We start from the raw sequence: 19074 nt of genomic DNA, 5'->3' as shown, positions 1-19074 counted from the left end.
GGTGTGTGCTGTGAGTTCAACGGGACCGCGGAATGGGGAGGGACGTTTAGCCGCAAAAAGCGAAAGACGACGAAAAAACCGAAGGGGATTGGGACTCAGTGATTCATTCCGTTGTCCCCCTCTTTCGTCATTTTTTGTTTTTTGCGGCTAAAACCAGCCTGCTTGGTAATTGGGTCATTCAGCCTCCGCAGCTGGATGTCCGGTTGTGCGCGGTGTGTGCTGTGAGTTCAACGTGACCGCGGACTGGGGAGGGACGTTTAGCCGCAAAAAGCGAAAGACGACGAAAAAACCGAATGGGATTGGGACTTAGTGATTCGTGCCGTTGTCCTGCTCTTTCGTCTTCTTTTGTTTTTTGCGGCTAAAAGCAACCTGCTCGGAAATTGGGTCATCACGCCTCCGCAGCTGGATGTCCGGTTGTGCGCGGTGTGTGCTGTGAGTTCAACGTGACCGCGGACTGGGGAGGGGACGTTTAGCCGCAAAAAGCGAAAGACGACGAAAAAACCGAAGGGGATTGGGACTCAGTGATTCATTCCGTTGTCCCCCTCTTTCGTCATTTTTTGTTTTTTGCGGCTAAAAGCAGCCTGCTCGGAAATTGGGTCATTCAGCCTCCGCAGCTGGATGTCCGGTTGTGCGCGGTGTGTGCTGTGAGTTCAACGGGACCGCGGAATGGGGAGGGGACGTGTAGCCGCAAAAAGCGAAAGACGACGAAAAAACCGAATGGGATTGGGACTTAGTGATTCGTGCCGTTGTCCCCCTCTTTCGTCTTCTTTTGTTTTTTGCGGCTAGAGAGCTCCTCAGCACGTTCCCGCGAGCGAGCAGTCTGACGGCTTACTAGCGCGGCCGAGCGTCGGTCTGCACACCTGAGACGATCACCGCGATGCAATGCGTGGTATATTCAAACGGATCCCCGTCGTACAGCGCGAGGTCGGCATCCTTTCCTGGCTCCAGGGAGCCGAGGCGCTGCTCTAAACCCAACACCTTAGCGGCCGAGATCGTGATCGATGCCAGGGCCTGATCGAAGGTTAAGCCGTTCGCCGCTGCCACTGCGGCTTCCAGGAGCACGATTCGCGTTTTGGGGACGTAGGTTTCGAAGCCGCTCTGAAGGGCGAAGGAAATGCCGGCGGCCTGAAGCTTGGAGGCCGTCTCCATGCTCAAGTTCTCCGCTTCTCCGCTGGAACGAAACTGGGTTGGATGCAGGACCACGGGGAACCCGCTGGCTTTGATCGCATCGATGACTAGAGGGGCATCCGCAACCCCATCCAGAACGATCTTGAGCTTGAACTCGTCCGCTAGGCGCAGGGCGGCCAGGATGTCCTGATGCCGGTGCACGGTGATTAACAAGGGCTGCTTTCCCGACAGCGCCCTGCCCAAGGTCTCCAGGTGAAGATCCCTGGCGGGGCGTTTCTCGAGGTCGGGAACCGCCTGCTTTCGAACATAGTCTTGAGCTTTCAGCAACTCCGCCCGGAGCATCGCCATGGCTTTGGCCCGCGTCCCGGGCGACTTTCCCTTCTCGCCGCTCGTCGACCCGCCGCCCAAAGTGGCTGCGATCATTGACTCAGGGAGAATCAGGGCCTGATCCAGACTAGGAGGATACGTTTTCACCACCATGGTCTGACCGGAGATTACCGAGCCTGGGGCATGACCGGTATGGAGTGTGGTCACGCCGAAGCTCCGGACGTAATCCACCAAGTCATCGCGCGAGTTGTAGGCATCGATGGCGCGCAACTCCGGCTGCACGGGAGCGGACCTTTCCATCTGCTCCTGGTCGTGAGGTTGATTCAGGATCCCCGAGAGTCCGACCACCGTGCGCGCGTCAATCAGACCGGGGGTCACGACTCGTGCCTGCAGCCTTTTGAATCCGTCCGGGATGCGCATGCTTGCCGCCGCACCGACGGAGGTGATTTTGCCGTCCTGAACCAAAACGACCCCGTCCTTGAGCGGAGGGCCGGCCATGGTGTGAACGGTCTCGCCATGGATGGCGAGGTTTTCGGCCGCCTGTCCAGATTGCAGCAGGCAGCCCATCCAGAGCGTGAATGTCGAGATCCAAACACGGTTCATCGCGCCTCCTCCCATGTTCCAAAGCAGCAGAGATGAGCTGCTCGAGGATTTCCCGCTCCCAGTCCTCCCGTTGACCAGAGTCGATCCTTCGGATCGGTTCGATCGAACACTTTCTTGCCTTCAACCCAGGTCTCCAGCACATGGGTGTAAACGCTCAGCGGGTCGCCGGACAACACGATGAAGTCGGCGTCCTTGCCGATCTCCAAGGAGCCCACTCGAGCCTGAAGATCCAGCATCTCCGCGCCTGCGAGCGTCAACCCGCGAAGGGCGGTCTCGCGGGACATCCCCGCCCGAACCGAGAGGGCCGCCGACCGCAGAAAGAGTCGAGAATCGGTGACTGGATCATCGGTATGAAAGCCGATGCGAGCCCCGGCCTGTTCCAACGCGGCGCCATTCTTCCAGTCTATATCCTTCGCCTCCAGTTTTCCCCCGGGGCTGTCGATGACAATGATCGAGCAGGAGGCACCGGCCAGGGCGATCTCCTTGGCCACCTTCCAGGCGTCGCTCACATGATGAAGCACCACCCGGAATCCGAATTCCTTTTGCAGCCGAAGCACGGTCAGAATGTCGTCATGACGATGGGTGTGATGGTGCACCACCCGGCGGCCCTCCAGAACCTCAACCAACGTTTCCAAAGCCAGGTCACGCGAGGGCATTTTTTCTGCGTCGCCCTTCGCTCTCAGGATCTTTTCGCGATATTCCTGCGCGGCAACGAACTTCTCCCGCACCAAGGCGGCGGACTTCGCTCGCGTGCCGGGGAAAGGAGGGTCACGGCGGGAATTCGTGCCGTTCGCCATTTTGAGACCCCCAACCGCTTTGCCCGAGTCATTGGTGATGAACAACTCGTTGATAACCAAACCTTCGCGCAACTTGAGATAGAGCGTCTGCCCGCTGATCAGATGGCCGGAGCCTGGCATGATGTTCACCGTGGTGATTCCGCCCGCTTGGGCCTTTTGCAGGCTCGCATCGCGAACGTCGATTGAGTCCAGAACCCGGGTGTCTGGCTGAATGGGAGCCGAGGAGTCGCCACCTTCCGGACTTCCAATATGGCTGTGGGTGTCAATGAGTCCGGGCATGAGAATCTTCCCCTCGACATTGCGAATCGTCGCACCTTCTGGCACGACGCTGCCTTTGGGCCCGATAAAGACAATCCGACCGTGATGCACCACCATTACCCCTGCTTCTAGCGGCGGACCTTGAATCGGGAGTATTTGGGCACCGACGAACGCGACTGGAGTCTCCTGCGCTTGGAGATTGGGAGGAAAAAGGGCCAGGAGCCCGGATACCGCCAGGACCAGACCAGGAATACTGCGGAGTCGCCTAGTTGGGCGTGGCGCCCTGGAAGCTGCGTTGGAGGTCAAGGTCTTCACTGACTGGCAACCTAGGTGCACCCCGTCTCCATGAAAAGAGCAAAGTATCCTAATCCGCCTGTGAATCCTATCCTGCAGTCGCCAGGGGCGCGGACAGCGACAAGTAGATCATACGAAAATAACTTTGCCCTACCTTGGGACGTTTAGCCGCAAAAAGCGAAAGACGACGAAAAAACCGAATGGGATTGGGACTTGGTAATTCGTGCCGTTGTCTTCCTCTTTCGTCTTCTTTTGTTTCTTGCGGCTAAATGCAGCTCTCTCGGTAATTGGGGCATTCGTCCTCCGCAGCTGGATGTTCGGTTCTGCGCGGTGTGTTGTCAGGCCAGCGGGACCGCGGAATGGGGAGGGGACTTTTAGCCGCAAAAAGCGAAAGACGGCGAAAAAACCGAATGGGATTGGGACTCAGTGATTCATTGCGTTGTCCCCCTCTTTCGTCATTTTTTGTTTTTTGCGGCTAAAAGCAGCCTGCTCGGTAATTGGTTCATTCCGCCTCCGCAGCTGGGTGTCCGGTTCTGGGCGGTGGGGTGCCGCCGGGCCAACGTAGCCGCGGATCAGGGGAGGAGACGTTTAGCCGCAAAAAGCGAAAGACGACGAAAAAACCGAATGGGATTGGGACTCAGTGATTCGTGCCGTTGTCCTCCTCTTTCGTCTTCTTGTGTTTTTTGCGGCTAAAAAGTCTCTCTCACCTTGGTCGCGAGCGAGCAGCGTTCCGAGTCTCATCTCATCCTTAGCCTTGCATTTGGCGCGTTTATCGCCACTATGATGCTGGAATTCCGACGATCTACTTGGATCGCCAAGGATCTCCTCGTGCCGGTCCGCGGCAGAGGGCTCGTTCCGGAATTGCTTGTAATGTTGTTCCACATAATTCTTATCAAAGACTCGCCCAGCAGTCTCGTCCCCTTCATGAACATCTCCAGTAGTACCGTCGCCCGCCGCGCCGCCACTGCGGTTCTTTCACTTCTTGTCCTCTGCATGGCTCAGTCCGCTTTCGCCGCCACTCGCTTCTGGACCGGTGCCTCCGCCACCAGCGGCAACTGGACCACGGGCGGGAACTGGCAGGGTGGCGTCGCGCCTTCGCCCGGGGACATTCTCCAGTTCGTGGAATCCGGTGCGCGCAAGACGAGCAACACGAATAATTTCGCTGCAGGAACGACGTTCTCGGTCATCAACTGCTTTGGTACCGGAGGCTACCGCCTGCGCGGCAATCGCGTCACGATCACCAACTCGGTCAACGTAGGCAACCCTGCAGGCAACCACATCATCGACTTGGACATCACGTTCGGAGGGCCTGAAACGAGCATTTCATTCGAGGTTGTTGACGCCGGGGCCAGTTTGACGGTGAACGGCGACATCAATCTCACATCCCGAACGCTGGTGCCAGAAGGTCCCGGGGACATCACCATCGCCGGGACTATCGCCGGCACGGGCGGCGTGTTCAAAAATAACCCTGGCGGCCTCTGGTTCGAAGGGCTCGGCGCAAACACGTTCACAGGTACTACCACCGTTGGCCGCGGAGTCCTCCGCCTGAACCGCTACAATCTTTCGGGTGGCCTTACCCTCGTCGGCACCACGGCCATCGCCGGGAACCTCGTCATCGGTGACTTCGCCAGCACCGTCATTGGCGACATTGCTGTGTTGGACCGTGATCATCAAATCGCTGACACTTCGATCGTTTCGGTCCTCGCCACCGGCAGCCTCGAACTCAGTGGCGATGACGACACCATTGGCACGCTCAACCTGCGTGGCGGCACTGTCACCACCGGCGCGGGCATCCTCAATGTCGACGGCGGCATCTACGCTTCCGTGCCGAGCGTCGTGAGCAAGGAGTCGACCATCGCTGGCCGGCTGAATCTTGGCTCGCGCGGCGATGCCGCGCAGATCGTGGATGTTGCATCCGGGGCGCAATTAAACATTAGTGCACAGATTTCCGGTGTCAGTACTGCCGACCTCATCAAAACAAACCGCGGCGATCTTTTCCTCAGCCAGTCGAATATCTTCTCGGGCGACGTGGAGATCAAAGGCGGCACCATCACGATCAGCGATGGCCACGCCCTCGGGACCACCAACGGCGTCACCCGCTTTCTGGGTGGAACGCTCTACCTAGAGCCTCCGACCAGTTTTGGGATTCCTGAGTCCATTGAAGCAGCGGACCTCGGCAATCCGACTCCCGACTCTCACTTGCGCCTACTCAAGGGGAACGTTTCCTGGCTCGGCAATCTCCGGCTTGAGCAGCACCTTTACTTCGGTGTCGAGACAAACGCCACCCTCACCGTCGTCGGTCAAATCTCCGGCCCCGACGGATGGAGCAAGCGAGGCCCCGGCACGCTGCAGTTCAAGACTCCCTACACGAATAGCTATGAGGGATACAGTGCTGTGTTTGAGGGTAACTTCATCATGGACGGCGTGTTCCACCAGCCCGTGATTTCGGGATATTGGTTCTCCCTCTTCGGCTCGCAGGGCTCCACTCGAGCTTGGATGATTAAGAACAACCAGATAGCCGACACCACTCACGTCGAACTCCATACTGGTGGTGTGCTTGATCTTGCCGGCTTCAACGACACGGTTGGCAGGCTCACGGTTCGTGGCGGCAGCACCATCGAAACGGGTGCCGGGATACTCACGCTCAACGACAGCCTCAGTTCCATTCGCTCTTTCTTCGAGACCGAACCTGCACGTATCCACGGACACCTTTCGCTGGGCGGCGCCACCCGTAGCATCAGTGCCTACACCGAAGGTGATGTGAATAACCTCAGTCTGCTCATCACGGCCGAGATCAGCGACGGCGGTGCGCCCGCAGGCTTTAACAAGGGCTGGAATGGTCCCCTACAACTGACCGGCGCGAACACCTTCACTGGCCCCGTTTCCGTCACTGACGGCACGCTGATTCTTTCGCACTCCAGTGCGCTCGGTTCGTCCGACGCAGGCACTACCGTGTCCGGCACCAACGGAGCGAGGATTTTTCTCCAGCCTTCGGGAGGCAACATCGTCACGATGGAACCGTTAACGCTGAACAGCACCGGCCCTGGCTCGCCGGTCGTGCTGGAGAATTTTACCGGCCTCAACCAATGGAATGGTCCGATCACCTTGCTGGCGCCGGAGAACACCATCTCCGTCTTGAGCATTCCCCGCACGCTCTCCCTTGGTGGCGCGATCAGCGGCCCTGGTGGCTTGCGGAAAGTCGGCCCCGGCCACCTCATCCTGAACGGGCTCCCGGCCAACACCTTCGCTGGGCTCACCACCGTGGCCGACGGTGACCTGATTCTCGACAAACCCACGAGCGAGGCCATCAACGCCAGTACACTCGTCATCGGCGACAACGTGGGTCTCCCGAATACTGACCGGGTGATCGTGCGCGGGTTGGGCGATGAGATTAACAACGGAACTCGCGTGCTGATCAACGGCAGCGGTCAGTTGATCCTCGATGGCTTCCTGGACATGGTCGGCTCCATCGAAGGCAGCGGTAACATCGACTTTAGCAATCCAACTAGTGGCCTCATCGTAGGACGTAACGATCTCTCCACCACCTTCGACGGCGTGATCAGCGGTGCAGGCGGTTTCGAGAAGATCGGGGCGGGTACCCTCATCCTAAACGGCACGCATACCTACACCGGCGCATCCGGTGCCACCGAAGGCACGCTGGTCGTTAACGGCAGCATCGCCTCCAGCTTGCTTGTGCAGCTAAACCGTCCGCTCGTTACCATCACCAACACGCCCTTTGGCGTGCTCGCCGGCAATGGCAGCGTCCCTGCGATTTTCCCTTACCCGGGCGGAACCGTCTCGCCGGGTGCCAGCCCCGGACGGCTCACGGTCGCCGGCCACGCCGACCTAACCGATTCCGACCTGCGCATCGAGATCAATGGCACGATACCCATTGCGCAGTACGACCAGCTTCGCGTCGATGGGAACGTCATCCTGAGCAACACGCGCCTGTTCTTCACCGTTGGCTTTCTTCCCACCACGAACGACACATTTCTGATTCTGGAGAAGACCAGCCCAGGTCCGATCAACGGGTTCTTCCTCAACACCACCGAAGGCTCCTTCGTGGGCAGCGGCTCGAGCACCTACCACATCACATATCAGGGCGGCGACGGCAACGATGTTGTTCTGCGCCGCGTGGAAATCCCCGGCTCGAAGATCACCGGCATCGCGCCGGACGGCGGTGAGAAGATGGTCATCACCGGTCAGGGCGTGCCTTTTGTCAGCTACATCCTCGAAGCAACGCCGACACTGACCGCGCCCATCCCATGGATGCCTGTGCTGACCAACTCAGCCGACGTCTCGGGCATCTATCAATTTACAGAACCCTACGCAGAGGCTGGCCTGAACCTCTATCCGCAACGTTACTTCCGCGTGATCAGTCCTTGAACTCCCGCTCCACATACTCGAAAAAGTCGAAGTCCGCGGGCCTACGCATGCCTGAGATGTCCTGGCACGCCATGCCGACGAACGCGCCGGTGAAATGGGCCTGGCCTGGAGCGAGGCATTCGTCGGACAGAATGCTGGCATCGAACTGCTGCGGCAGCCATCGCCAATCTGCGTCCCTGGCATCCACACGGTATCCAAGGCGCATCCGCTCGAAATCAACCTCCACACGCAGGTGCACGGGCTTGCCGGCGGGGATGGCAATCGGTGGAGTGAAGGCGTCGGCCTGCATCGAGTCCGGGGCGCAGGACATCACGCGCAGATGCTTTCCGATGGCTTCGTCGTGCGAGAGGTAGAGGTAGTGGAACTTGGTGCTGTTGTAATAGCAGATCAGGCCGGCGAGTTGTTGGAAGTGGTCGGGCTCGAACTCGATGACCGTCGATGCGCTGAAGCAATGAGACTGTTGACGCCGTGCGACCAGGGCCTGGCGGTAAAGGCTGCCCAGCGTCTCGCGACCGAACAGGCGCAAAAATCCCGGCCGTGCCGTGAGGCTGAAGATCTCCTCCGGATACGGCGTCCGGGGCCATTGGAAGTCGAGTGGGAGGTTCGGCGTGTCGAAATGCTCCCGCACCAGGCCGGACGGGAACGGCTGGGGCGGCAGAGCCGGGGCCGGCGTCTTGATGGACGGGATCCCTTGCCCATCCAGCGTCCGTAGCCAACCGTCCTCACCCCAGGCCATCTTTTGAATCGCGGTTTCGCGGCCGAGCGTGCAGCGACCTCGGTTGCGCAGCGGTCGACCGACGAGATAAGCCAGGTAGGTTTCGCCCGTTTGTGTTTCGACGAGACTGGCGTGCCCGGCGCGTTGCAACTCGCAGTCGGGGCGCTGTCTCGCGCTCAGGATGTAGGTGTCTGGGTGCAGCTCGTACGGGCCAGTGAGCGTGCGAGAGCGGGCCATGGTGACCGCGTGGTTCCAGTTGGTGCCCCCTTCGGCGGTGAGGAGGTAATACCAGCCGTCGCGTTTGTAGAGATGCGGGGCCTCGGTGAAGCCGAGTTCGGTTCCTTTGAAGATGTTCACGCGCTCACCGATGAGTCGGCGCTCCGTGACGGAGTATTCCTGGAGCACGATTCCAGCGAAGCGATTGTGCCCCGGCCGATGATCCCAGAGCATGTTCAGCAAATACTTCCTGCCGTTGTCCTCGTGGAACAGCGAGGGATCAAAGCCACTGCTGTTGAGATAAACGGGGTCGGACCAGTCGCCGTCAATCGTCGGACAGGTCACGAGGTAGTTGTGGAAATCCCGCATCGAGGAGCCGCTGGCGCCAGCCACGCTGGCACGACCGAAGCGCTTCACATCGGTGTAGATCAACCAGAATAACCCATCCGCGTAGCTCAGGCACGGCGCCCAGACCCCGCACGAATCCGGATCGCCGAGCATGTCGAGCTGGCTTGCGCGCCGGAGTGGCCGTGTCAGCAATCGCCAGTGGACGAGGTCGCGCGAGTGATGGATCTGCACGCCGGGGAACCATTCAAAGGTCGAAGTGGCGATGTAGTAGTCATCCCCGACCCGGAGGATCGACGGGTCGGGATTGAAGCCGGACAGGATCGGATTCGTGATGGGCATGGGCAATTCCTCAGACATAACGAGAATTAAAGATCTTGCAGCTTAAAACCTCGCCTACTTGGGTTCCACTCCCGGACTGATGATGACTTCGTTGTGCTCCCATCCCTTTTTCAACTTATAGAACTGCAAGAGAATCACCACGAGGATGGCGGCCGCCAAAGGTGCGCCAGCAAACGCGACCTTGATGCCCGTCAACGAGCGTTCTGTTTGTTCCACGTTGGCCTGGTAACCAAAGACTCCCAGGATCCATCCGCCGGATCCGCCGCCGACGGAGATGCCCATCTTCAAGGCGAACAGTTGTCCGGCGAAGAACATCGCCATCGCGCCACGGCCGATGGTTTTCAACCCGTAATCGACCGTGTCCGGAATGGCGGCAAAGAGCAGGGGGAGGAACATCATGTGACAGAAGTTGCCGGCCATGATGAGCAGCAGCGACACTTCCCAGGATTGCCGGGGAACGAACAGCAGCAAAGCGTTGGGCACCAGCGAGCCGAGGAGCGCCGTTTTCATCACCGTCACCTTGCACCACCCCAGCTTCAAGAACAGGCGGTTCGCCACAAACACCCCCACCACCCCGGCGAGCATGGTCAACCCCATGTAGAGCGCCATGAAGTTCTCCCGGATGGCGAAGAACCCGGTGAGGTCGTGATCGATGTAGTAGCGGATGAAGTAGGGCTTCACGTTACCTTGCAGCCCTCCGCGGATCTGAATGATGAACATGGCCAGGGTGACGATCAGGAATTGGCTGTTCCGGAACATGGCGCCCAGGTCTTCCGATATGGTGGTCCGAACGGCTTGTCCCTTTTGCAACTCCTCGTCCGGATACGTGCGTTCTCGAGTCCAAGCGAAGCAACCGAGGAGCGCGACGACACCGACGATCGCCAGCAGCGCCACGGCGAATGGAAAACCCAGCTGAAGGTCCTTTGGCTCACCCCCGCCGCCCAACAATCGCGAGAGTGGCCAGATAGAAACAGTCACGAGGAAGCCGCCGACCATCGCCATGCCGAAGCGCCAGGACTGCAGTCCGGAGCGCTCGTCCTTGTCCGAGGTCATCGTTCCTGCGAGCGCCGAATACGGGATGTTGACTGCGGTGTAGGCGGTCATCAGCAACGCGTAGGAAATGTAGGCGTAAACCAGTTTGGTGCCGACTGCCACGTCCGGCGTGATAAACGCCGCGACAGCCAAAATCCCGTAGGGAACGGCCATCCAGAGCAGCCAGGGACGGTAGCGGCCCCACCGGGAGCGCGTCCGGTCGGCCACCGCGCCCATGATAGGATCGGTAATCGCGTCGAAGATGCGGACTACGACCATGAGCGTCCCGGCCGCCGCGGCCTCGATGCCATAGATGTCCGTGTAAAAGTACATCAGGACGTTGATAACGGCCTGATAGACGATGTTGCTGGCCATGTCGCCAAGGCCATAGCCGAATTTTTCGCGCAGGCTGAGCGGCTGTTTCTGCATGGAGGTGTGATTATGGTGGTTCCGATGATCTAAAGCCAAGCCAGGACAACCAGGTTCTCGCTGATCATCGTTCCGCTTATCGCTACTCGGTCGGCATGAAAGAGTGGTCGCGAACTTGAGTTTCAGTTTTTGAAATAGAGCTGGAGGGTCTCCGTGAGGTAATGACGGGCATTCATCCAGGTGTGGCCTCCTTCCGTCACCAGCAACTGATGGGCGATCTTCTTCCCCTTCAAGTAGTCATCAAAGTCAACCGCCTGCCTGTAGAGAAAGTCGGTCTTGCCCACGCCCAGCCAGAGCAGCTTGAGCTTTTTATTCGTCGCCTTCGGATCGGACGCAGCCGCAGCGAAGTATTTGTCGAAGACTTCTGGCGTCAGGTAAGCACTGTAGGAGCCGATCCATGCGAATTGATCGAGATTGTTGAACCCAGTGAAAAGCGACTGCCCACCCCCGCGCGAGAATCCAGCAATGGCTCGCTTCTCGCGCTCGCGGCTAACGCGGTAGTTGGCCTCCACATAGGGCATGATGTCACGGGTGAGTTCGTCATTGAAGACCTTATACATCTCGGCCGCCTGTGGCGATGTCGGCGGGGGAGTGCCTTTCATCATGTTGCCGTAGGGCAGCACGAGAATCATGGGTATGGCCTTCTTCTGCGCGATCAGATTATCGAGAATGAAGTTCGCGCGGCCGACTTTGAACCAGGTCTCCTCGGTGTCCGTCGTGCCGCTGACGAGATAGAGAACCGGGTAGCGTGCTTTGCCCGTGCGGTAGCCCGGCGGTGTGTAGACAATCAAGGGACGCGTGCGCCCCAGCGTCTTGGAGGTGTAGAAGGCGTAGGTCACGTCACCGTGCGGGACTTCCTGGATTGCGTGCAGCGACGGTGTATCGCCAGGAATGTCCACGAGGCTCTGCTTGAAGCGTTCGTTCGGGAACAGATGCTGATTGGCCGAATCCGCGACGCCAATGCCATCGATGACGAAGTTGTAGGGATACAGGTTTGGCTCCACCGGGCCGACGGTGATGCTCCACACGTCGTTGGTGTCCCTGGTGAGAACTTGATTTGAGGTGAGGAACTGCGCGCTCAACTCGACCTTCTTCGCGTTTGGCGCACGGACGGTGAACGTCACGGTGCGGTCGGGGTGAACGACCGGCGAGCTGAGGGGAGCGGGACGGTTGCTTTGAGCATCAGCCAACAAGCAGGAGCCGAACAGGCACGCGGCGATTCGGAGTAGGGGAGTTTTCATGGGGTCACTTGGCCGAGGCTGTTTTGTTGCGATCGTTGACGGAATCCTCGATGAGCGTCGCCACACCGTGGGGATCCTCCTGCTGGGCGACGTGCCCGCCGGTGAAGGTGCGAATGGTCCACCCGCGGGCCAACGCGCGTTGCCAACCCTTGTCCGTCCGGGCGCGCTCCTCGATCGATTTGTCCTTTGGCACGAAGGCGACATAGGTCGCCGGCAGCGCCTTGGCGGCTGGATTTTTATAGGAGACGGGTTGGTTGAAGCACTGGATGGATTGTTTCACGTTGTGCGGCGGCTTGGCATCGGCCTTGACCCACGGCACCTGCATGTAGCCATCGGCGAAGCGCGAGGGATCACGGGGCCCGTCGCCCCCGAAGACGTTCCAGAGGGACATGCCGTCATCAGGCACGGCGGCGTCGAGGAAGACGACGTGTTTGATGCGATTCGGCACACGGTCCATGACGCCCGTGATCACGATGCCGCCGTAGCTGTGGCCGGTGAGCACAATGTCGTGGAGATCTTCAAACAGGATCAGGTTCACCACGTCGTTGATATGGGTCTGGAGATCCACGTTGGTGCTGTTTAGATGCATCCGCTCCCCGAGGCCGGTGAGCGTGGCGCGATAGACCGTGTGGCCGTCGTCAGTTAGGAAGTTGCCGCAGCGCTTCCACTCCCATGCGCCGGCGGTGGCGCCATGGACAAGTACGAATGTAAGCTTTGCTTTCGCTTCGGCGGCGCGGAGTCCCGGGACAAGCGTCGCGATGCACAGGGCAACCAGCGGAAGGACACGGAGCAGTCGGGTTTTCATGGGGTGTGTCTTAGTCATCTTTCGTCATTTCGGTTCGGCGATAGTGTAACCTAGCAACGAGAGCATCTTCTCGCCGTACCGCTTTCCGAATTCCCTCGATCCTGCCGAGTTGAAGTGCAAGCGGTCATTGCTCGGGCATCCTGCCGAGGAAATGACATGGGAATTGGGGAGCGCCTTGGGCAATTCGGCCAGGATCTTGTTGAAGCCGGCACACTTTCCTTCCTGGTCCGCGTTGACGGTTTCGCCAGCCAGGAGCGGTACCTCCTCAGGCTTGAGATGCAAGTCCCGGATGAGATGATCGTAAATGCCCTTCACTTTGCTCGGCCAATTCGTGTCGCCTGGATTAGACTCACCCTGATGGAGCAGGATGCCTTTGATTACGCCATCCTTCTGCGCCACTTTCGCCTGGTCCACCAGGAATTGATACGGGTTGCCGTCGTAGGCCTGGATCAGGTTCTTCATCCATGGCTGAACCGTCGCCGAGTAGTTCGTGTACGTGAGCTTTTCGAACAGCTCGATCTTGCAACCAGGTACAGCGACCTTGACCACGCCAACGCGAATAGTCTTCGGAAGAGCAGCCAGCACCGTGCGCCCGAAATAGTCCACCATGCAAATCCCACGGCCTTTCGCGGCCAAGGGCGGCGCGGCATGATACCAGTGCCCCTTCTTCCAGCCGCGGTTGGTGGAATCGAAATCCGCCAGGACCTGGAAGCGTTTGTCCACCGTCCGGTCCTGCTCGTCCATTTTTCCACCGCTCTCCATGTTCGACTGGCCGAAGCAGAGGTAGACGTGGAAGTTGGTGTCCTGCGAAAAGGCGTTCGTGCTCAACGCGAGCAAGACGGCCAGTAGGCAGGATCGTGGTTTAGTCTTCATAAACAGGGTCTCCTGGGTTCACTGCGCCGCCGGCTTGTAGTCTTTCCACAGCCATTCCAGCGCGGGCGCCAAAGTGTGGGCGCGGACGGGGCGGTCCACGTGGCCGGCCTCCTTGGCAAACACGAACTGATAGGGATAGCCCTTGGCCTTCAACGCTTCGGCCATTCGTTGATTGGCGATGACCCAGTTGCCCATGCCCGCGCTCGAAACGCCTGCGCCGTTGTCCCTCTCGCCGACCTCGAGCCAGATGCGGAGCGGTTTGATCGGCGCCGTCTTGGGGATGAAAGTCTCGTGGTATTCCCACGCTCCGTGCGGCGCTTCGGGGCCGGTGCGCAGATGGACGAAGGTGCCGGAGAACACGAGCACGCGGCGGTAAAGCTCGGGATGAAACCAGGCCATCGAAAGCGCTGCCGCACCGCCCGAGCTGCCACCAAGGGTGGCGCGGGCATTGGGGTCCCTGGTGAAGGTGACGTTGCATTCCTGGCCGACGCGCGGAAGCACCTCGGTCTCCACGAACTCGGCGAATTTCCCGGAGACCGTGTCGTATTCGAGGCTGCGCTGGTTGCTGGGCATGACCATGACGGCAACCATCGCCGGCAGCCGCTTTTCGGCGATAAGGTTGTCCAGGATCGTGGGCAGGTACGGCGCGGGTTTGTTGTCATGCATGCCCATGGCATCGTGACAGAAGAGCAGCGGTGCGGGTGTGCCGGGGGCGTAGCCTGCGGGAATATAGACGTTGACCTCGCGCGGTGCGGGCGGAGCGCCGTCGCGCCCGGCGGCCGGCGGGAAAAATGTGCTGCCCGTCATGTCCATGTGGAAAGTGACCACCTTGCCTTGCGGAACGTCATCGCGGGGAGCGTTCTCGGGCGCGGGCGCGTAGGGCGGCGAGATGGAGTAATCGCCGTCACCGACACCTGGCTTCCATGCAGGGAGCGCGGCCAGCCTCGAGATCGCCGCCTGATCCTCGGCTGTCAACGGGCCACCACGCCCGACGCGCCCGCCCCGAGGCGCGCCCACAGAAGTTACCGGCTCGGCTGCGAACAGGGGCGGCGTAACTGAGAATAGGCAAAGCACGACTGCGGCGCGGGCTAAGACCCGCTTCCACTCGGATAGCGCCGGGGCTGAATGCATGCTGTCGTTGGCGGTGCTCAAATGTTTTCGAGGCGGGCCGTCGAATCGCCGAAGCGTTGCAGCCGCTGAGCACCACCAATGCGATCCAGCATGCTGAGATAAAGATTCGTCACCGGCAGTTCGTTGAACTTGGTGTAGCGCCCGGGTTTCAGTGTGCCGCCCGCGTGACCCGCCAGGATGACTGGAAGATTCGTGTGCGAGTGGCGGTTCCCGTCGGAGTTGCCGCTGCCGTAGATGATCTGGGAGTTGTGCAGGAGTGATTTGCCGTCCAGATCCTGCGCGGCCTCCATCTTTTCGAGGAAGTAGGCGAGCTGGCTCACGTAGAAATGGTCGATCGTGGCGACCTTCTGGATCCAATCCTGGCGGTTGCCGTGATGGGACAGGTTGTGATGGCCGTCGGTGATCCCGATTTCGGCGAAGTCGCGGTTGTTCCCGTCGCCGGAAATCATGAAGGTCGCGACGCGCGTCGTATCCGTCTGGAACGCAAGGAAAAGCATGTCAAACATCAGCCGCACATACTCCCGGTAGCTGGAGGGGATGCCGGCTTCCGGCGAATCCACCGTCGGCTGGGAACGGCCGGCGCGGGACTTCTCGGCGGCCTGGATGCGCTGCTCGATCTCCCGCACGCCGGTGAAGTATTCGTCGATCTTGTCGCGGTCGCGGCCCGTCACCTCGCGCGTGAGGCTCTTCATGTCGCTCTTGATGAAATCAAGGATCGAGCTCGTCTGCTGCTGCCGGATGGCGAGGTTCTTGGCGCGTTCCTGCGGCGTGCCGGCGCCGAACATCCGCTCGAACAGCGCCCGGGGACTCACTTCGGGGGTGAGCGGCGTCGTGGGAGAACCCCACGCGAGGTTGTGCTGATAGACGCAGGCGTATTCGGTGTCGCAGGTGCCGACATTGAGCACGGTGTCACAGGAAAGCTCGAGCGAACGGAACGGCGTGAGCAAGCCGATTTGCTGGGCCATGACCTGGTCGATAGAAACGCCGGCCCGGAAGTCAGCGCCGTTGGTCTTCTTGATCCGCACGCCCGTGAGGAATGTCCCGTTGGCGCGCGCGTGGTCGCCGCCGCCGTCGGGGCCGGAGTTCGCAGAGAGGCAATTCAGGCCACCCAGCACCTGGAGGTGCTGCTTCACCTTGGCGAGGGGCTCCATCGTGCGGTTCAGCTCAAATTCAACTCCACTTCCCGTGGGCCACCACGCGGATGGGATGGCGCCGTTCGGAAAATAGAGGAAGGCGGTGCGCAGGGGCACGCCGGTCGCGGTCGTGGCGGCGAGTTTCGGCGTGCCGTCGGCCGCGAAGACACGCCGGGGAAATGCCTCCAAAGCGGGCACGGCCAGACACACTCCCAAGTTGCGGAGAAAACGTCGGCGGTTCAGGGCCAGCGGATCGGTCGGGAGAGATTTCCTGATGTTCATGGCTTTTGGGCAAGGTCGTTGGATGCGGCGGGAATGTTACCCGCCCTCTGGTCCCGATTGGAAGCGTTCGGGGTGGTCCGGCGTTGCTGGAAGGGGGCGGATTCGAGGACGCCCAGGAGCAGCGTGGAGAAACGCCCGTTGTCCTGGTCGAGCTTCGCGACGATCTCATCGACCGTCGGCACGTCGTAGTATTCCACGCCGCGGCCGAGGACGTAGGTCAGGAGCTTCTCGGTGATCGTCCGGTAGAATTCCATCCGATGCTTCTCGACCAGCGCCTTCTTCAGGTCGCCGACCCCTGAGAATGTTTCGCCCGTGGCGAGTTCGCCCGAAGGATCGATCTTCTGGCCGGACTCATACGCACGGACGCGGCCAAACGCGTTGAAACCTTCCAATGCCAGCCCGGGCGGGTCCATCCGCGAGTGGCAGGACGCGCACTTCGGGTCCGCCCGGTGCAGCGCGAGGAGTTCGCGCTGGGTCGCGGCCTTGATCTCGGCCTTGGCCTGCGTGTCTTCCAGGGACGGCACGTTTGGCGGAGGCGGGGCGGGCGGCGAACCGAGGATGTTTTCCAGCACCCACTTCCCGCGTTTGACCGGCGAGGTGCGCGTGGGGTTCGAGGTGACCGTGAGCACGCCGCCCATCGTCAGGACGCCGCCGCGAACGTGGCCGGGGGGTAGGTCGACGCGGCGCATTTCGGAGCCGATGACATTCGTGATCCCATAGACCGCGCCGAGTTGATCATTGAGGAAGGTGTAATTGCTTTCCAGGAGTTCGAGCACGCTCCGATCCTCGCGGACGAGGTGTTCGAAGTAGGATTCCACCTCCTGCTTCATGGCCGCGCGCAACTCGGGTGTCAGCTCCGTGCCCATCGGCGCACGCCGGCCACGCCCGAACGGGCCGCCGCGTCCGGGGAATCCGGCGGGACCACGCGCGCCAACTCCCGGTGGTACTCCGGCCGCTGCTGCTGCGCCTGCCCCCGGGGGCGACGATGAAGCATTGGTGACAGGCGCAGGTCCGGTCTCCGCTCCAGTCGTCGTGCCAGCGGCGGCGACAGCGGCGGCGATAGCGGCGTTCGTGACGCCCTCCGGGGCCAACGGTGCAGTTTCACTGGCCAGCACGGCGGCTGAATTGATCGGGATGTCGAGGATGCTTCGTGTTTGCAGCCACTGACTGGCAAAATTCTCCGAGAAGGCGCGCGCCTTCGGGGAGGCGAGCATGCGCCTGACCTGGGCCTGGAAATGCTTGCTCAACTCACCGCGCGCCGCCAGGCCGGTTAGTTCGTCATCGGGCAGCGAAGACCACAGGGCATAAGAGAGCCGCGATGCGAGGCTGTATTCATCGATCCGCGCGACCTGCTGACCCGTCGGGGCGGGTTCCGTGGATTCGAGGTGAAAAAGGAAGCGTGGCGAAGCGAGCACTGCGATGAGAGCCTGGGCAATGCCCATCTCAAACGTGGTGCCTGGTAACGAATAACTCTTCTCTGCAATTTGAACGAGCTGCTCAACCGTCTCCGACGCGACGGGCCGGCGATAGGCCCGGGCCGCGAAGCGAGAGAGGACCTCGCGAGCGTATGTTCGGCGTTCGGCGGCGTCGGCCGGCGGTTTGTCGCGCGTGTAGAAGCGTTTGTAATTGGGGTGGTGTTCCCACTTTTCCTTCTCGAGCGGACCATCGAAAATCGCGAAGAGAACCCGATACTCCATCTTCGTGCGCAGGGGTCGAAGATCGGGGAAAACCGGCGTGAGTTCGCAACTCACCACATGGTCGCCTGGCTCCCATTTGAAGGTGAACGTGTCCGTCAGATATTCCATGTCCGCCCAACCGTATTCCTTTTCCAAAAAGGTCTTCCCATCGGCCTTCCACACGACGCGGACGCGCTGGGGATCAACGGGGGTCGCCTCGCCGTCGAGCTTGGTGTTGAGCATGAGGCGGTAATCGGCGGCGGTTTTAATCTTGAACGTGTGGCTGGTCGTCCGCGCCTGGTAGTACGAGATGCGCCCGGCGTTCTGAGAACCGTCGGCGGTAAGAAAATCGCCACCCTGCAGCATCCGGGTTGGCATGACCACCGTGTCCATCGGCCCGCCCTGGTTCACGGCCGTCATGGCCGCCTCGATGAATTTCTCCAGGCGCATCGGCGAGATGCTCAGAACGTCGCCGATGTTGTCGAAACCATAGCCGACGTCGTCGGGCGGCAACATGGCGTCGGCGTCGAAGTCCACGCCGATCAGGTCACGCAACGTGTTGCGATACTCCGTCCGGTTGAGTCGGCGGGTCGTGACGCGGCCCGGATCGGGCCGCTGGGGATCAAGGCCGAGGCCGCTCGTCTTGATCCACTGCTCCAAAGCCTGAAGTTCCGCGGCGCTGGGCTGCGCCTCCTCGGGCGGGGGCATGATGTGCGATCGCGTGTTGCGCAACACTTTCAGCCAGAGCTGCGGGTCATGGAGGATTTGATCCTTCGTGGCCAGCGCGTCGAAGGCGAGTCCGGCCTTCTTGGCGCCGTCGCCATGGCACTCATAGCAGTAAGTCTTTAGAATCGGCGAGATGACGTTCTGATACTGGTCCAGCGCCTGAGCCTCGCGCGCGGCGGCCGAATCATTCGTGGCATTCGCGGCGCTCGCTTGCGACCCCATGGCCCCGATCAACAAGGCCGCCACCCTGCTGGCCCAGGGAACCTTGAACGCGGAGAGGTTAGCCCGGGACTTCATCGGTGCTGACGGCCTGAACGAGAGTGGTGGCATACGGA

11 protein-coding genes are annotated in these 19074 nt (G+C 60.6%); 1 reads left to right on the top strand and 10 read right to left on the bottom strand.

Annotated elements, in window-relative coordinates:
* Window positions 1-831: 831 nt before the first annotated feature.
* Window positions 832-2058: an amidohydrolase family protein gene (locus JNN07_00425; protein MBL9166186.1), complete on the bottom strand. Its 1227-nt coding sequence runs from the start codon at window positions 2056-2058 to the stop codon at window positions 832-834.
* Window positions 2055-3428, bottom strand: a complete 1374-nt coding sequence (locus JNN07_00420; GenBank protein ID MBL9166185.1) for an amidohydrolase family protein — start codon at window positions 3426-3428, stop codon at window positions 2055-2057. The genes JNN07_00425 and JNN07_00420 overlap by 4 nt, the downstream gene beginning before the upstream one ends.
* A 903-nt stretch (window positions 3429-4331) precedes the next feature.
* On the opposite strand from JNN07_00420, the gene JNN07_00415 reads away from it, so the two are divergent.
* Complete coding sequence (locus tag JNN07_00415) at window positions 4332-7793, top strand: autotransporter-associated beta strand repeat-containing protein (GenBank protein ID MBL9166184.1); 3462 nt, start codon at window positions 4332-4334, stop codon at window positions 7791-7793.
* Here the strand turns inward: JNN07_00415 and JNN07_00410 are convergent.
* The 8 genes from JNN07_00410 to JNN07_00375 all read right to left on the bottom strand — a co-directional run bounded on the left by JNN07_00410 (window position 7783) and on the right by JNN07_00375 (window position 19036).
* Complete coding sequence (locus JNN07_00410; GenBank protein MBL9166183.1) at window positions 7783-9429, bottom strand: glycoside hydrolase family 43 protein; 1647 nt, start codon at window positions 9427-9429, stop codon at window positions 7783-7785. The two genes, JNN07_00415 and JNN07_00410, sit on opposite strands and share 11 nt — an antisense overlap.
* Window positions 9430-9465: 36 nt before the next feature.
* Window positions 9466-10872 (bottom strand): MFS transporter, encoded by a 1407-nt coding sequence (locus JNN07_00405; GenBank protein MBL9166182.1) that lies wholly within the window; start codon window positions 10870-10872, stop codon window positions 9466-9468.
* 122 nt (window positions 10873-10994) lie between these two features.
* Window positions 10995-12113, bottom strand: a complete 1119-nt coding sequence (locus JNN07_00400; GenBank protein MBL9166181.1) for a hypothetical protein — start codon at window positions 12111-12113, stop codon at window positions 10995-10997.
* A 4-nt stretch (window positions 12114-12117) separates the two neighbouring features.
* Window positions 12118-12918 carry an alpha/beta fold hydrolase gene (locus JNN07_00395; protein MBL9166180.1) on the bottom strand — a complete coding sequence of 267 codons (801 nt, stop codon included), beginning with the start codon at window positions 12916-12918 and terminating at the stop codon, window positions 12118-12120.
* 24 nt (window positions 12919-12942) lie between these two features.
* Window positions 12943-13791 carry a hypothetical protein gene (locus JNN07_00390; protein ID MBL9166179.1) on the bottom strand — a complete coding sequence of 283 codons (849 nt, stop codon included), beginning with the start codon at window positions 13789-13791 and terminating at the stop codon, window positions 12943-12945.
* An 18-nt stretch (window positions 13792-13809) separates the two neighbouring features.
* Window positions 13810-14766, bottom strand: a complete 957-nt coding sequence (locus JNN07_00385; protein MBL9166178.1) for an esterase family protein — start codon at window positions 14764-14766, stop codon at window positions 13810-13812.
* A gap of 173 nt (window positions 14767-14939) precedes the next feature.
* Entirely contained in the window at window positions 14940-16337 is a 1398-nt protein-coding gene (locus JNN07_00380; GenBank protein MBL9166177.1) for a DUF1552 domain-containing protein, read from the bottom strand.
* Complete coding sequence (locus JNN07_00375; GenBank protein ID MBL9166176.1) at window positions 16334-19036, bottom strand: DUF1592 domain-containing protein; 2703 nt, start codon at window positions 19034-19036, stop codon at window positions 16334-16336. The genes JNN07_00380 and JNN07_00375 overlap by 4 nt, the downstream gene beginning before the upstream one ends.
* Between the last annotated feature and the right edge of the window lie 38 nt (window positions 19037-19074).

The organism is Verrucomicrobiales bacterium (genome assembly GCA_016793885.1).
Classification (GTDB): Bacteria; Verrucomicrobiota; Verrucomicrobiia; order Limisphaerales; family UBA11320; genus UBA11320.
This window is presented reverse-complemented; position numbering and strand designations above follow the sequence as displayed.